Source organism: Actinopolymorpha sp. B9G3 (assembly GCF_040120725.1).
Taxonomy (GTDB): domain Bacteria; phylum Actinomycetota; class Actinomycetes; order Propionibacteriales; family Actinopolymorphaceae; genus Thermasporomyces.
Window position 1 is genome coordinate 406,505 of record NZ_JBEEAB010000003.1, and the last position, 14,808, is coordinate 421,312.

The following is a 14,808-nucleotide window of genomic DNA, read 5'->3' on the forward strand; positions in this document are numbered from 1 at the left end:
CCCACGAACCGTGGCGGAGGTCCGCATGCCGCAGGCAATCTGGAAGGGCTCAGTCTCCTTCGGGTTGGTGACGATCCCGGTGAAGGTCTATGCCGCCACCCAGGAGAAGGACATCGCGTTCCGGCAGGTCCATGCCGCCGACGGCGGGCGGATCCGTTACCGGCGGGTCTGTGAGGTCGACGGGCAGGAGGTGCCGTACGCCGACATCGCCAAGGGGTACGAACTTCCCGACGGCAACATGGTCGTCCTCGACGCCGACGAGCTGAGCGACCTTCCGCTGCCGACCCGCAAGGTCGTCGAAGTGCTGGAGTTCGTGCCTGCGGAGGACATCGACCCGATCTATGTCTCCCGCAGCTACTACCTCCAGGCGGAGGGCCCGGCGGCCAAGCCTTACGTCCTGCTGCGTGACGCACTCCGGCGCACCGGCCAGACGGCGGTTGTCAAGGTCGCCTTGCGCAACCGGGAGGCTCTGGCGCTGCTCCGGCCCAAGGACGACATCCTGATCCTGCAGACGATGCTGTGGCCCGACGAGGTGCGTGATGCCTCCTTCGCCGCACCGGACGAGGACGTCGAGGTGCGGTCCCAGGAGATCGCCATGGCCGAGTCCTACATCCAGACCTTGGAGACCAGCTTCGATCCCGCGCGCTACCACGACGACTACCGCGAGGCGCTCGAGCAGCTGATCGAGGCGAAGACGGCCGGGCTCGAGGTCGAGGCACCGGCCGAGGCCGCACCCGCCGCGGGCGATGTCGTGGACCTGATGGCCGCACTCCAGGCCAGCGTCGACGAGGCCCGCAAGCAGCGCGGCGCGTCGGCTGAGAAGCCGGCCGGCACGCGAGCGGCAGCGGGGCGGCCGGCCGACAAGCGGGCCAGCGGCAAGCAGGCGGCGAGCAAGCAACCGGCGAAGACCGGCAAGCAGGCCGCGAAGAAGACCGCCAAGAAGGCGTCCTCGCGTACGACGAAGAAGGCCGCGAAGGCCCCCGCCCGCAAGTCGGCCTGACCGGCTCCGCCCTCGGGTGGCCGGCCGCCCGGGCGCCCTCTCGACACACCGGGACGGAGATCGCGGAAGCTGTTTCACCGGCGGCCGGCGCGGTGGCACGATGGCGGTAGGGGCGTTCCCCGACCGGGATGCGTCCTGCACAACGGTCCGCAGCCACCACCAATGCGGGAGCGACCTCATGGATGCCGTCACCCAGGTACCCCCACCGCGGAACGAACCGGTGAAGACGTACGCACCAGGCAACCCTGAACGGGCGAGCCTCGAGCGCAGGCTGGCGGACCTCGCGGCCGAGCAGGCCGACCTCACGCTCACGATCGGCGGTGTCCAGCGACCAGGCGGCGGCGACGCCATACCGGTCGTCATGCCGCACGACCACCGGCACGTCCTGGGGGTCATGCACAACGCGACCGAGCAGGACGCCGAGGACGCGATCAAGGCGGCGCACGACGCGGCCGCCGACTGGCGCGAGATGTCCCTCGACGACCGGGCGGCGATCTTCTGCAAGGCCGCCGACCTCGCGGCCGGTCCGTGGCGCGACACCCTCAACGCCACCACGATGCTCGGCCAGAGCAAGACGATCCAGCAGGCCGAGATCGACGCCGCCTGCGAGTTGATCGACTTCCTGCGGTTCAACGTCGCCTACGCCCGGCAGATCTACGCAGAACAGCCGATCTCCTCACCCGGCGTGTGGAACCGGGTGGAGTACCGGCCGCTGGAGGGTTTCGTCTACGCGGTCACCCCGTTCAACTTCACCGCCATCGCGACCAACCTGCCGACCGCGCCGGCGCTGATGGGCAACGTCGTGTTGTGGAAGCCGTCTCCCACGCAGACCCTCGCGGCGCACCACACGATGCGGATGCTGGAGGCGGCCGGACTCCCGCCAGGTGTCATCAACCTGCTCACCGGTGACGGCCTCGCCGTCTCCCGCGTCGCCCTGCGACACCCGGAACTCGCCGGCATCCACTTCACCGGGTCCACGACGACGTTCCGGCGGTTGTGGCGCGGGGTCGCCGAGGGCCTGGACGGGTTCCACAACTACCCGCGGATCGTGGGGGAGACCGGTGGCAAGGACTTCATCGTCGCCCATGCGTCGGCCGACCCGGCGGTGCTGAGGACGGCACTTGTGAGAGGTGCGTTCGAGTACCAGGGGCAGAAGTGCTCGGCGGCGTCCCGGGCGTACATTCCGCGCTCGATCTGGGACCGCCACGGCGACGAGATCATCGCCGAAACCGAAGAGCTCGAGGTCGGTGACGTCGCCGACCTGTCCAACTTCATGGGCGGTGTCATCGACGCCCGTGCCTACGCCAAGCACGCCACGGCCCTCGAACGCGCCCGGACAAGTTCGTCGGTCACCGTCGTGGCGGGCGGCACCTGCGACGACAGCACCGGCTACTTCGTCCGGCCGACCATCCTGAGAAGCGACGACCCGACCGACGAGATCTTCACGACCGAGTACTTCGGCCCGATTCTCGGGATCTACGTGTACGACGACAACGCCTATGCGGAGGTCCTGCGCCAGATCGACTCCGCCGCGGCGTACGGCCTCACCGGCGCGGTCATCGCGCAGGACCGGGCGGCCGTCACGACGGCTGCCGAGAAGCTGCGCTATGCCGCCGGCAACTTCTATGTCAACGACAAGCCGACGGGCGCGGTCGTCGGGCAGCAGCCGTTCGGCGGTGCACGGGCGAGCGGGACGAACGACAAGGCCGGTTCGGTGTGGAACCTCATCCGCTGGGTGAGCCCGCGGACTCTCAAGGAGACGTTCGTCCCGCCGACCGACTACCGCTACCCCCACATGGCGTAGGAAAGCCCGCCCTCTTGGGTAGGCCTCGTCGGTGACAAGCTTCAGGCGGACAAAGCCGGGCAAGAACCTCGTACGCGCGGCGCCGTGGTTCAGGCGACCTGGGTCAGGTGAGGTCGGACTCCGACCGCATCGGCGGACAGGTCCACCCACAGGGCGATTCCGCAGACGACGCAGGTCCACTCCGGGCAGCCCTCGCCGTGTCCGTCATTGCAGGGTGGTTGCTCGAACGCCTGGCGACGGCGGCAACTGGGGCAGTCATAGGTGGCTTCCGTCACGGTCGGGACCTCCCCTTGTCCGGATCACCACTACCTCACCGATCACCGTCCCAGGAACCGCCGACAATCGCGGTCCGACACGCCGAGATACGCGCGACCGACACATGCCGGCCTCACTGGCGTTCGGAGGCGTACCAGCGGAGAGTGATGCCCAGCGAGTCGAGCCAGGCGTCGAGGTGGAACCCGTGGGTGGCGAGGCCGGTGAGCGTGCGGTAGCTGACCTCCAGGGCACGCTGCGCGTCGGCGGCGCCGAGGTGGCCGGCCAGCACGGCGGCGACGAACTCGTCGGCGTCTTCCACCCGCGCCTCCAGCCCCGTCCGCACGATGATGTCGAGGTAGTGGTCGACCGACTTCCACCGTGTGCCGTCGACGGTCACGTCGCAGACGTCGATGTAGTAGTCGTAGTCGCGTTCCAGCTGTGGGCGCCACGCGAAGGTCGTGATGCGCAGCCCCCGGTCCGGAAGCAGCCACGACTGCAGGCTCTGGACCCGCGGATGCTCGGGCACGGTCACGGCGACGTAGAGGCCGACCTCGGTGACCCTCCAGTCGTCCAACCGACGCTCGACACCCTGGCGGTCGACATTCCTGCCGTCCGCGACGTCCCAGCACGTGACGTGCGGAGGATGGATCACGTGTTCTCGGCCAACCAGCTGCGGCCGAGCTCCTCCATGCCGTCGAGGCCGGCGAGAACGGCGGGCGCGGCGGCCTCCTCGATCTTGCGGCCGATGAGGGGTACGGAGGCCTTCAGCTCGGCGTCGACGACCTGACGGGTCGCCGTACCTCCGGACTCGGGAACCAGCTGGATGGTGCCGCGCAACGTGACCGGTGCGCCCTGGATGTCGACGTGCAGCGTGCCGCTGCGTGAACCGTCCGGGCTCGCCCCGCCCCAGGTGATCGTCTCGTCGAGCTCGATGTGCTGGCCGACGAGCTTGCGGACGAAGTCGGGCACGTCTGCCGGCAGCGTCTGATGGGTCCGCGTCCTCCGTCCGGAACCGGCAGATTCGATCGCCACGTCGTAGCGGACGGCATGCGCCGCCCGTGCCCGCATCTGGATGAAGCTCTCGCTGGTCAGCATCGTGTACACGGTCGTGGGGTCGGCCGCGTACTTGGTTTCCCGGTGAAGGTCCATGGGGAGATCCAACACGATGATCGCGGCGATTGCCCGGATCTCGCCGGGGGCGCACCGCACCCGCCGCTGGGCCACCGACCTCCGATGCCCGCACGCGGGGACTCCACCACCCCGTCGGTGCGGGCACGCACAATTCACCGGATGCCGGGACGCACCTCCCACCGGAACGGCGAACGGGGGATCCCAGTGCCGGAGTGAAGGACTAAGGTCGGAAAGGTCCGTACAACGTCGTACGACCTCGACGCCTGGACGGCGGCGAGAGATCTGGGCAGGGACGTGCAGATGACCGAACGTAGTGAGGTCATAGGCCAGCAGAGCACCGTGGTCATGGGTCCGACGAAGGAGGTCCCATGACCGAACGTAGTGAGGTCATAGGCCAGCACGGCACCGTCGCCGGCAGTACCCGGACCGACGAGAAGGCCGCCATTCTCGCCGACGCCGCGAAGGTCGCCGAGTACAGCCGGTCAGCGGGAGCGCTGTCGATGTCCCAGGTCGAGGCCCTGCTGGCCGCCTATTACCGGCACGTGGCGACCGAGGATCTGGTGCACCGCGATCCGGTCGACGTCTACGGTGCCGCCCGCAGCCATTACCGGCTGGCGGGAAACCGGCCGCAGGGTTCGGTGGCTGTCAACGTCTTCACGCCCACCGTCGAGGAGCACGGCTGGTCGTGTACGCACACGGTGGTCGAGGTGGTCACCGACGACATGCCCTTCCTGGTGGACTCGGTGACGATGGAGTTGTCGCGCCAGGATCGCGGAATCCACCTGGTGGTGCACCCGCAGCTGAGGGTCCGCCGCGACCTGACCGGGCGGTTGTTGGAGATCGTCGGTGCGCACGACGGTCGGCCGACGGCAGGGGCTGACGGGCGGGAGTCCCGCCCCGAGGGGTTGCTGGAGTCGTGGATCCACGTCGAGATCGACCGGGAGACGGACTCGGGCGATCTTGCCCAGATCGAGGCCGACCTCCGTCGGGTCCTGAGTGATGTACGGGAGTCGGTCGAGGACTGGCCGAAGCTTCGGGCCCGGGCGCTGGAGGTGGTGGACGAGCTGGCCAGCTCGCCGCCGAAGGACCTGCCGGAGCAGGAGATCGCCGACACCAGGGAGCTCTTGAGCTGGCTCGCCGATGATCATTTCACGTTCCTCGGCTACCGCGAGTACACGCTGGTCGAGGAGGATGACGACACGATCCTGCGGGCGGTGCCGGGGACCGGCCTGGGCATCCTGCGGTCGGATCCGCGCACGGCGACGGCGTTCTCCCAGATGCCGCCGGAGGTGCGGGCGAAGGCCCGGGAGAAGAAGTTGCTCATCCTCACCAAGGCCAACTCCCGATCGACTGTGCACCGACCGGCCTACCTCGACTACATCGGGGTCAAGACCTTCGACGAGGCGGGCGAGGTCACGGGCGAGCGCAGGTTCCTGGGGCTGTTCACGTCGGCGGCCTACACCCAGAGCGTGACGCGGATCCCGGTACTCCGTGGCAAGGCCGCCGAGGTGGTCAGGCGGTCGGGGTTCTCGCCGGACGCGCACTCGGGCAAGGTGCTGCTCGACATCTTCGAGACCTATCCCCGGGACGAGCTGTTCCAGGTCTCGGTCGACGAGCTGTTGCCGACCCTGCTGGGCGTTCTCTACCTGCAGGAACGCCGGCAGCTGCGGCTGTTCGTCCGGCGCGACGACTACGGCCGGTACCTCTCGTGCCTCGTCTACCTCCCGCGGGACCGGTTCTCCACCCAGATCCGGCTGAAGATCCAGGACATCCTGCTCGAGGCCTACCGCGGCGAGAGCATCGACTTCGCGCTGCGGTTGTCGGAGTCGGTGCTCGCCCGGCTGCATTTCGTCGTACGCGTCGGGCCGGGGGAGACCATCCCGGACGTCGATGTGGGGGAGTTGGAGCAGCGGCTGGCCAACGCCACCCGGAGCTGGACCGACGAGTTCGCCGAGGCACTGTATGACCGGGTCGGCGAGGCGGAGGCGGCCCGGCTCTACCGCAAGTACGCCCACGCGTTCCCCGCGGCCTACCGTGACGACTTCCCGGCCCGGACGGCGGTGGCCGACCTGCGACGGATCGAGGAGCTCCCAGCCGAAGGCGGGCTGGCGATGTCGCTCTACGAACCCGTCGACGCGGCCCCTGACGAGCGGCGGTTCAAGCTCTACCGCACCGGCTTGCCGCTGTCGCTGTCCGACGTCCTGCCGAGGTTGTCGTGGATGGGCGTCGAGGTGGTGGACGAACGCCCGTACGCCATCGAGAACTCCGACGGCACGAAAGCGTGGATCTACGACTTCGGCCTGGTCTATTCCGGTGCGGTCAGCGCGCCGGCGGGTCAGCTGCGGGAGCTTTTCCAGGACGCGTTCGCCGCGGTGTGGTCCGGCCGGGCCGAAAGCGACGGGCTCAACGCTCTCGTCCTGCGCGCGGGTCTCACCTGGCGGCAGGTCAGCATCCTTCGCGCCTACGTGAAGTACCTCCGGCAGGCGGGCTCGACGTTCAGCCAGTACTACGTCGAGGACTCGCTGACGGTGAACGACGACCTCGCCCGGCTGCTGGTGGAGCTGTTCGAGACCCGGCTCGACCCGGCGTCAGGCCTCGACACGGCGCAGCGCGAGTCCCGTACCCGCGACGTCGTGACCCGGATCGAGGACGCCCTCGACGAGGTGGCGAGCCTGGACCAGGACCGCATCATCCGTTCGTTCCTCACGCTCGTCCGCTCCACGTTGCGGACGAACTACTTCCAGCGCGACGCCGAGGGGCGGCCCAAGCCCTATCTGTCGTTCAAGCTCGACCCGCAGGCCAACCCGGATCTTCCGCAGCCGCGGCCGACGTTCGAGGTGTGGGTCTACTCGCCGCGGGTCGAGGGCGTGCACCTGCGGTTCGGCCCGGTCGCCCGCGGCGGGTTGCGCTGGTCGGACCGCCGGGAGGACTTCCGTACCGAGGTCCTGGGCCTGGCGAAGGCCCAGATGGTGAAGAACACCGTGATCGTTCCGGTCGGCGCCAAGGGCGGCTTCTACTGCAAGCAGCTGCCCGACCCCGCCGACCGCGACGCGTGGCTGGGTGAGGGCATCGCCTGCTACCGGACGTTCATCTGCGGGCTGCTCGACGTCACCGACAACCTGCAGCGCGGCGAGGTGATCCCCCCGGTCGACGTCGTACGCCACGACGGTGACGACGCCTACCTCGTCGTCGCCGCCGACAAGGGCACCGCGACCTTCTCCGACATCGCCAACGAGGTGGCCCACTCCTACGGTTTCTGGCTCGGGGACGCGTTCGCCTCCGGCGGCTCCGACGGCTACGACCACAAGGCGATGGGCATCACCGCCAAGGGCGCATGGGAGTCGGTGAAGCGGCACTTCCGGGAGATGGGCCGCGACTGCCAGACCCAGGAGTTCACCTGTGTCGGGATCGGCGACATGTCCGGCGACGTGTTCGGCAACGGCATGCTGGCCTCACCGCACACGAAGCTGGTCGCGGCGTTCGACCACCGGCACATCTTCGTCGATCCTGACCCGGACCCCGCGACGTCCTACGCCGAACGCCAGCGGCTGTTCGGTCTGCCGCGGTCGAGCTGGAGCGACTACCACCGCGACCTGATCTCCGCCGGCGGTGGGGTGTTCCGCCGGTCGGCGAAGTCGGTCCGGCTGACCGACCAGATGCGCACAGCGCTCGGTATCGCCGAGGGCATCAGGGCCCTGACCCCCAACGAGCTCATCCGCGCGATCCTCACCGCACCGGTCGACCTGTTGTGGAACGGCGGGATCGGCACGTACGTCAAAGCCACCGACGAGACCCACGCCAGCGTCGGAGACAAGACCAACGACGGCGTCCGCGTCGACGGCGCCGACCTACGCTGCGCCTGCGTCGGTGAGGGCGGCAACCTCGGCCTGACCCAGCTGGGCCGGATCGAGTACGCCACCCGCGGCGGCCAGTCCGACGGTGGCCGCGAAGGTGGGCGGATCAACACCGACTTCATCGACAACTCCGCCGGCGTCGACACCTCCGACCATGAGGTCAACATCAAGATCCTGCTCGACCGTTTCGTCGCCGACGGTGACCTGACCCGCAAGCAGCGCAACCAGACCCTCGTGGCGATGACCGACGAGGTGGCCGCGCTCGTCCTCGACGACAACTACCAGCAGAACGTCGCCCTGCAGAACGCCGCCGCGAGCGCACCTGCCCTGCTGCACGTCCACGCCGACTGGGTACGCCGGCTGGAGGCGTTGAAGGTGCTCGACCGGGAGCTGGAGTTCCTGCCGAGCCCGAAGCAGTTCCGTGACCGGGAGGCCCAGGCCGCCGGGCTCACCACGCCCGAGTTGGCTGTGCTGCTCGCCTACACCAAGATCGTGCTGGCCGACGAGTTGCTGGGTTCCACGCTGCCCGACGACACGTACCTCCGGGACGCGCTCGCGGCGTACTTCCCCTCGGCGATCCGCGAGCGGTTCGCCGCCGGGATGGACACCCATCCGCTGCGTCGGGAGATCATCACGACGCAGGTCGTCAACCAGATGGTCAACATCGCCGGTATCACCTACTACCCGCGGCTGTCGCTCGAGACCGGTGCACCGCCGGACGAGCTGGCCCGCGCTCACCTCGTCGCGCGCGAGATCTTCGATGTCGACAGGACCTTCGCGGCTGTGCGCGCGCTCGACAACCAGATCGACGCGGACGTACAGACCAAGATGCGCCTGGAGGTGCGGACCATCGCCGAACGGGCCAGCCGGTGGCTCGTCCAGAATCGCCGGTCGCCGATCGACATCGCCGAGGCGGTCGAGTTCTTCGCCGACGGCATGGCGCGGCTCACCGCAGCTCTGCCCGAGGTGTTGAGCGGGCGCGAGCACACGCTCTTCGAGGCGCGCCGCAACCTGCTGCTCGCCGCCGGCGTACCCAAGGAACTCGCCACCACGGTCGCGGTGCTGCCACCCGCCTACGCCGGTCTGGGCATCGCCGAGACCGCGGCCCGCACCGGTGCCGACGTCGTGGACGTCGCCCGGGTCCACTTCACCCTCGGTGAACGCCTCGAGCTCGGCCGGCTCCTCGAACGCATCCTCGCCCTCCCCCGCCACGACCGCTGGCAGACCACGGCCCGGGCGACTCTCCGCGACGACCTGCACAGCGTCCACGCCCAACTCACCCGCAACGTCCTCGCGGTCAGCCCGACCGGAGCCGACGCGAGCGAGCGGGTCGCCGCCTGGGAGCAGCGCGACGCCAAGCTCGTCAGCCGAACCCGCGCCACCCTCGCCGAGATCGTCGAAGGCGACGTCGCCGATCTCGCCCGGCTCTCCGTCGGGCTCCGTGTCGTACGCCGCCTCCTCCCCACGTCTGGCTAGCCGACGCCAGGCGCAAATGACCACGCTGGGTATGCGAGTGCTGCCCGGGCAGGGCATCGACGCCTGTTCCACGTCGACAGGCCTGGCCAGCCAGGCGAGCAGCTGGGCCCGACCAGCCGCGCGAGCAGCTGGGCCGGACCAGCCGCGCGAGCAGCTGGGCCTGGCCAGCCAGGCGAGCAGCTGGGCCTGGCCAGCCAGGCGAACAACCCGGCGCGGTACGCCCGTCGGCGCTGCCGGGACAGTGCGCGATCGGTCGTGAGCACCCGGCGTGGTCACCGGGGACCCGAACGACCATGCCCTGAGATCAGTTCGGCGGGTCGCAGTCGGAAGAGACCGGGGTCTGTGGACGGTCAGTCGCCAGCACCGGGTTCGCATGACAGAATCCTCGGGCGACTTGTGAACCACGGACGGGTGCAGGGCTCGAACAGCGGTGCAGGGGGCGGCAGACGTGAGAGCTTCGCGAGGTGTATCGACCTCATGACAGCGGTCGACATCATCGACGCCGAGGTGCGCGAGGCCGTCCGCCGGGAGGGCCTCGATCCGCTCAAGGAGCCGGCGGCGATCCGCCGGCTCATCGAGCAGGCCGTGCTGAGGTACGACGAGCGCACCCTGGTCGCCACCCTGCCGCCATTGGGTGATCCGCGGGAGGTGGCCCGCGAGGTCTTCAACGCCGTCGCCGGCTTCGGCCCGCTGCAGAAGTTCCTCGACGACCCCACCGTCGAGGAGATCTGGATCAACGAGCCCTCCCGCGTCTTCATCGCCCGCAACGGCCGGAGCGAGCTCACCACCACGGTGCTCACCAACGACGAAGTGCGCGACCTCGTCGAACGGATGCTCAAGACCACCGGGCGCCGGATCGACTTCTCGACGCCGTTCGTCGACGCGATGCTGCCCGACGGCAGCCGCCTGCACGTGGTGATCCCCGACATCACGCGGACGCACTGGGCGGTCAACATCCGGAAGTTCGTCGTCCGGGCGACCCACCTGGAAGACCTCGTGGCGCTGGGCACGATCAGCACGCAGGGCGCGCAGTTCCTCGAGGCCTGCGTGGTGGCCGGCCTCAACATCCTGGTCGCGGGCGGTACGCAGGCCGGCAAGACGACGCTGCTCAACTGCCTCGGCGCCGCGGTGCCTCCTCGGGAGCGGATCATCAGCTGCGAGGAGGTCTTCGAGCTGAAGATCCCCTTGCCCGACTGGGTGCCGATGCAGACCAGGCAGTCCAACCTCGAGGGCACCGGCGAGATCCGCCTCCGCAACCTGGTCAAGGAGGCCCTGCGGATGCGGCCGAGTCGGATCATCGTCGGCGAGGTCCGCGCCGAGGAGTGCCTCGACCTGCTGATCGCGCTCAACTCCGGCCTGCCCGGCATGTGCACCATCCACGCCAACTCCGCGCGCGAGGCGATCACCAAGATGTGCACGCTGCCGCTGCTCGCCGGCGAGAACATCGGCTCGCGGTTCGTCGTTCCCACGGTGGCGGGTGCCGTCGACATCGTGGTGCACACGCAGCTGATCGACAGCGGCCGGCGCCGCGTCCGCGAGATCTGCGCCGTCCCCGGCCGGGTCGAGGGTGAGATCATCGAGCTGGAGTCGATCTTCGCACTGCGAGGCGACCGCCTCGTGCGCGGCGAGGGCTACCCCCCGCACCCCGACCGCTTCGAACGCATCGGCTACGACCTCGCCAGGCTCCTCGCCCCCCGCTTCGAAGGGGTCGCCTGATGGGAATTCTGCTCGGCCTCATGCTGGGCCTCGGCCTCGTCCTGATCATCAGGACCTTCGTTGCGCCCACCCCGAGGGCCGCGGGCAAGGCGTCCGGCCGTTCGTTGCGGGACCGGGTCGACGAGCTGCTCGTCCAGGCGGGCATCGAGTCGGTGACACCCGGCCAGCTTCTCGGAGCCTGCATCGGCGTCGGGTTCTTCATCTTCCTCGTGATGTTCGTCGTGTCCCGTGCGGTGCCGGTGGCGTTGGCGTTCGGCCTCATGGCGGCGTACGCGCCGTTCGCGCTGGTGCGGTACCGCGCCCGGGCGCGGCGCCAGGAGCTGCGCGAGCTCTGGCCGGACGTCGTGGACAACCTCGCCTCCAGCGTCCGGGCGGGACTGTCGCTGTCCGAGGCGCTCACCCAGATCAGCGTCCGCGGACCGCAACCGCTCCGGCGCCCGTTCCAGCGGTTCGCCGAGGACTACCGCGCCACGGGACGATTCAACGACTGCCTCGACCGGCTCAAGCGCAACCTCGCCGACCCGGTGGGTGACCGGATCGTCGAGTCCCTGCGGATCGCCCGCGAGGTCGGCGGGAGCGATCTGGGCCGGCTGCTGCGTACCCTCTCGTCGTTCCTGCGGGAGGACGCCCGCACGCGGTCGGAGTTGGAAGCCCGTCAGTCGTGGACGGTCAACGGCGCCCGGTTGGCGGTGGCGGCGCCCTGGATGGTCCTTGCCTTCATGTCCTTCCAGCGCGACGTGATCGCCCGCTACAACTCCCCGGTCGGCTTTTTCGTTCTCCTCATCGGCGCGGTTGTCTGCGCGGTCGCCTATCGGTTGATGCTGCGGATCGGACGACTGCCGGAAGAAGAGCGGGTGCTGCGATGAACCTCAGCTGGTACGGCGCACTACTCGGGCTCATCGCCGGCTTCGGTCTGGCGCTGGCGATCTTCCGGCTTCCGATGCTGCGCCGGCCGTCGCTGGAGAGCCGGCTCGGACCCTACGTGCGGGACGCGGCCGGTCCCGGCGCCTACGACCTGTCCGACCGTACGTTCACGCCGTTCCCGACGCTCGAACACATCCTCCGTCCGTACCTCGCGAGCGGCGCGCGGGGGCTCGAACGCACCTTGGGCGGCACCAGCCTCATCCGTCGTCGGCTCCAGCAGGCGGGGCTCGACATCGGAGTGGAGGAGTTCCGGGTCGAACAGCTGCTCTGGGGCGCCGGCGGTTTCGCCGGTGCGCTCGCGCTTTCGGTGATGGTGCTGATCAGCCGGGGTACCAACGCGATTCCGCTGCTGGTCCTGTGTGTCACGGCGTTCGTCGCGGGAGTGCTGTTGCGCGACCGGCGGCTCGTCGACCAGGTCAAGAAGCGGGAGGCGAAGATGCTCGCGGAGTTCCCGACGGTCGCGGACATGCTCGCTCTGTCGGTGACCGCGGGCGAGGGACCGGTGGCCGCGCTCGAGCGGGTCGCCAACGTCAGCAGGGGAGAGCTGGCACGCGAGTTCAAGTACGCACTGGCGCAGGCACGCACCGGCGCCAACCTCGTGCAGGCGTTGGAGAGCGTCGGCGACCGGACCAACGTGTCGATCCTGGCCCGGTTCGTCGACGGCATCGCGATCGCCGTCGAACGCGGCACGCCGCTCGCCGACGTCCTGCGCGCCCAGGCGGCCGATGTCCGCGAGGCCGGCAAGCGGCAGCTCATCGAGGCGGGCGGGCGCAAGGAGATCGGGATGATGGTGCCGATCGTCTTCCTCGTCCTACCCGTCACCGTGCTCTTCGCGTTCTTCCCGGGTGTCATCGGACTACAGATGATCTCCCCCTGACGTGTTGTCCGACAAGCCAGAGATCTCCCGTGAAAGTCACTGAGAGAGGACCGACGATGAACGCCGTAACACCTACGCTCCGGACCCTGGCGGCGCGGCTCCATGCGCGGGTCGTCACCCGGGGACGCGAGCGCGGCGACCTGGTGGGTTGGATCCTGATCACTGTGATGACCGCCGGACTGATCGCCGTCCTGTGGGCCTTCCTGGGCCCTGAGCTCGAGCAGCTGCTCCGGCAGGCGATCATGAGGGCGAGGGGCAGCATGCCCTGATGAGGCATGGAGCTGGCCTCGAACGTCGGCCGGGGCACGGCACTGGGCGGCGTGTCGTGAGAAGCGGTGGGCGACGGGCGGAGGAGGGATCGGCAGCTGTCGAGTTCGTCCTGGTCATGATCATCTTGCTGCCGCTGTTCCTCGGAATTCTGCAGCTGGGGTTGTTTCTCCATGTCCGCAACACCCTCGTGGCGTGTGCGCACGAGGGGGCCCGGCAGGCCGCGAACTACGACGCCTCCCTCGGTGACGGGCGGGCCGCGACCTTCGACTGCATCAGCGGGGTGTTGTCGGCCGGCATGGCCCGCGACATCGACCCTGTCCCGGACTCCGCGGCCGGCCAGGATCTCGTCGTCATGCGGGTCACCGCGACGATGCCGGCGATGGGCCTCTGGGGTCCGACGTTCGACTTCACGGTGGAAGGACATGCGGTCAAGGAGCCGACGCCGTGAGGGTCGGTCGATGGTGGGCCCGTCAGGTCCGCGCGCGCGTCGGCGGCGCCGGACGCGGCACGCGTGGCGAACGCGGCAACGCCATCGTGGAGTTCTGCTACCTGGGGATCCTGTTCCTCGTCCCGCTGGTCTACATCATGCTGGCGGTCTTCGACGTGCAGCGAGCGATGTACGGCGTCTCGGCGGCGACCCGCGACGCCGGCCGTGCGTACGTCCTGTCGGCGAACGTCGGCCAGGCGGAGGCGCGTGCCCGGGAGGCGGCGCGTATCGCCATGGCGGACCAGGGACTGGGACAGGGCTACGCCTTCCGATCCGCCTGCCAGGGCGGCTGCCTGCAGTCCGGGTCGAGTGTCGAGATCACCGTTCGCTACGTCGTAAGGTTCCCGTTCATCCCGGACGCGATCGGCGGACCGCTGGTGTCGTTCCCGGTGACGAGCGTCCACCGCACTCCCTACGGCGACTACCGGCAGTCGAGGTGATGGCGACGATGCGGAGACGAGTCGTCCAGCAGCGGCCTCCTCACCTGGCGCAGCGGCTGTCGTGGTGCCGGTCAACGCAGGGAGTGTGGCGGGGTGCCACGCGGCGGTCATGGCGGGGGACGCAGGCACCCGACGAGCGCGGGCAGCTCATCCCGCTCATCATCGGTTTCGGCATCATCGTCGTCCTGCTGTGTTCGGTAGTGGTGGATGCCGCGCAGGCGTTCACGTACCGGCGCGCCCTCAACGCCATCGCCGACGGCGCGGTCCTCGCCGCGAGCAACGGCATCGACAAGGAAGCCATCTACCAAGGTGGGGTCCAGGATCGCGTGCTCCTCAGCGAGGGGCTCGCCCAAGCGGAGGTCGACCAGTACGTCGCGGCCGGCAACTACAACGGCCCGGTGAGCTGCGACGCCGACGTCAACGCCACGCTCACCGAGACCACGGTGACCTGCAACGGAACGATGACGCTGCCCATCGTCAACACGATCTCCGGACAGGGAACGATCACCATCGAGGTCCAGTCCTCCGCGGAGACGTTCGCGACACCGTGAGCCTGCGCGCTGGCATGCCGCCC

13 protein-coding genes are annotated in these 14,808 nt (G+C 69.2%); 10 read left to right on the top strand and 3 right to left on the bottom strand.

Going from position 1 to position 14,808, the window contains the following annotated elements; all coding sequences use genetic code 11:
* Positions 1-25: 25 nt before the first annotated feature.
* Positions 26-1,000 (top strand): non-homologous end joining protein Ku, encoded by a 975-nt coding sequence (gene ku / locus ABNF93_RS08030; protein ID WP_349327111.1) that lies wholly within the window; start codon positions 26-28, stop codon positions 998-1,000.
* 178 nt (positions 1,001-1,178) lie between these two features.
* Positions 1,179-2,804, top strand: coding sequence for an L-glutamate gamma-semialdehyde dehydrogenase (gene pruA, locus ABNF93_RS08035; protein WP_349327112.1), 1,626 nt, complete (start codon positions 1,179-1,181; stop codon positions 2,802-2,804).
* 89 nt (positions 2,805-2,893) lie between these two features.
* On the opposite strand, the gene ABNF93_RS08040 is transcribed toward pruA, so the two are convergent.
* From ABNF93_RS08040 to ABNF93_RS08050, 3 genes are all read right to left on the bottom strand, one after another.
* Positions 2,894-3,079 carry a hypothetical protein gene (locus ABNF93_RS08040; protein WP_349327114.1) on the bottom strand — a complete coding sequence of 62 codons (186 nt, stop codon included), beginning with the start codon at positions 3,077-3,079 and terminating at the stop codon, positions 2,894-2,896.
* Positions 3,080-3,192: 113 nt separating this feature from the next.
* The gene (locus tag ABNF93_RS08045; RefSeq protein WP_349327116.1) at positions 3,193-3,711 is read right to left on the bottom strand and encodes a ribonuclease FAU-1 family protein; all 519 of its coding nucleotides are present in this window, start codon (positions 3,709-3,711) and stop codon (positions 3,193-3,195) included.
* Positions 3,708-4,208 carry a DUF2505 domain-containing protein gene (locus tag ABNF93_RS08050; RefSeq protein WP_349327118.1) on the bottom strand — a complete coding sequence of 167 codons (501 nt, stop codon included), beginning with the start codon at positions 4,206-4,208 and terminating at the stop codon, positions 3,708-3,710. Before ABNF93_RS08050 ends, ABNF93_RS08045 begins: the two co-directional genes overlap by 4 nt.
* 350 nt (positions 4,209-4,558) lie before the next feature.
* Here ABNF93_RS08050 and ABNF93_RS08055 point away from each other — a divergent pair, with 350 nt between their 5' ends.
* The 8 genes from ABNF93_RS08055 to ABNF93_RS08090 all read left to right on the top strand — a co-directional run bounded on the left by ABNF93_RS08055 (position 4,559) and on the right by ABNF93_RS08090 (position 14,785).
* On the top strand, positions 4,559-9,520 hold the full coding sequence (locus ABNF93_RS08055; protein ID WP_349327119.1) for an NAD-glutamate dehydrogenase: 4,962 nt from the start codon (positions 4,559-4,561) through the stop codon (positions 9,518-9,520).
* 477 nt (positions 9,521-9,997) lie between these two features.
* Entirely contained in the window at positions 9,998-11,236 is a 1,239-nt protein-coding gene (locus ABNF93_RS08060) for a TadA family conjugal transfer-associated ATPase (RefSeq protein WP_349327121.1), read from the top strand.
* Entirely contained in the window at positions 11,236-12,102 is an 867-nt protein-coding gene (locus ABNF93_RS08065; RefSeq protein WP_349327122.1) for a type II secretion system F family protein, read from the top strand. The genes ABNF93_RS08060 and ABNF93_RS08065 overlap by 1 nt, the downstream gene beginning before the upstream one ends.
* Positions 12,099-13,037 (top strand): type II secretion system F family protein, encoded by a 939-nt coding sequence (locus ABNF93_RS08070; protein WP_349327123.1) that lies wholly within the window; start codon positions 12,099-12,101, stop codon positions 13,035-13,037. Before ABNF93_RS08065 ends, ABNF93_RS08070 begins: the two co-directional genes overlap by 4 nt.
* 56 nt (positions 13,038-13,093) lie before the next feature.
* Positions 13,094-13,306 carry a hypothetical protein gene (locus tag ABNF93_RS08075; RefSeq protein WP_349327124.1) on the top strand — a complete coding sequence of 71 codons (213 nt, stop codon included), beginning with the start codon at positions 13,094-13,096 and terminating at the stop codon, positions 13,304-13,306.
* Positions 13,306-13,755, top strand: a complete 450-nt coding sequence (locus tag ABNF93_RS08080; protein WP_349327126.1) for a TadE family protein — start codon at positions 13,306-13,308, stop codon at positions 13,753-13,755. The genes ABNF93_RS08075 and ABNF93_RS08080 overlap by 1 nt, the downstream gene beginning before the upstream one ends.
* Positions 13,752-14,234, top strand: a complete 483-nt coding sequence (locus ABNF93_RS08085; protein WP_349327127.1) for a hypothetical protein — start codon at positions 13,752-13,754, stop codon at positions 14,232-14,234. The genes ABNF93_RS08080 and ABNF93_RS08085 overlap by 4 nt, the downstream gene beginning before the upstream one ends.
* 8 nt (positions 14,235-14,242) lie before the next feature.
* Positions 14,243-14,785 carry a pilus assembly protein TadG-related protein gene (locus tag ABNF93_RS08090; protein ID WP_349327128.1) on the top strand — a complete coding sequence of 181 codons (543 nt, stop codon included), beginning with the start codon at positions 14,243-14,245 and terminating at the stop codon, positions 14,783-14,785.
* The last annotated feature ends 23 nt before the right edge of the window (positions 14,786-14,808 follow it).

Bases quoted from the DNA above. Each gene is read 5' to 3' on its own strand.
- ku (WP_349327111.1), top strand. From the start codon at position 26: ATGCCGCAGGCAATCTGGAAGGGCTCAGTCTCCTTCGGGTTGGTGACG.
- pruA (WP_349327112.1), top strand. From the start codon at position 1,179: ATGGATGCCGTCACCCAGGTACCCCCACCGCGGAACGAACCGGTGAAG.
- ABNF93_RS08050 (WP_349327118.1), bottom strand. From the start codon at position 4,208: ATGGACCTTCACCGGGAAACCAAGTACGCGGCCGACCCCACGACCGTG.
- ABNF93_RS08055 (WP_349327119.1), top strand. From the start codon at position 4,559: ATGACCGAACGTAGTGAGGTCATAGGCCAGCACGGCACCGTCGCCGGC.
- ABNF93_RS08060 (WP_349327121.1), top strand. From the start codon at position 9,998: ATGACAGCGGTCGACATCATCGACGCCGAGGTGCGCGAGGCCGTCCGC.
- ABNF93_RS08065 (WP_349327122.1), top strand. From the start codon at position 11,236: ATGGGAATTCTGCTCGGCCTCATGCTGGGCCTCGGCCTCGTCCTGATC.
- ABNF93_RS08070 (WP_349327123.1), top strand. From the start codon at position 12,099: ATGAACCTCAGCTGGTACGGCGCACTACTCGGGCTCATCGCCGGCTTC.
- ABNF93_RS08075 (WP_349327124.1), top strand. From the start codon at position 13,094: ATGAACGCCGTAACACCTACGCTCCGGACCCTGGCGGCGCGGCTCCAT.
- ABNF93_RS08080 (WP_349327126.1), top strand. From the start codon at position 13,306: ATGAGGCATGGAGCTGGCCTCGAACGTCGGCCGGGGCACGGCACTGGG.
- ABNF93_RS08090 (WP_349327128.1), top strand. From the start codon at position 14,243: ATGCGGAGACGAGTCGTCCAGCAGCGGCCTCCTCACCTGGCGCAGCGG.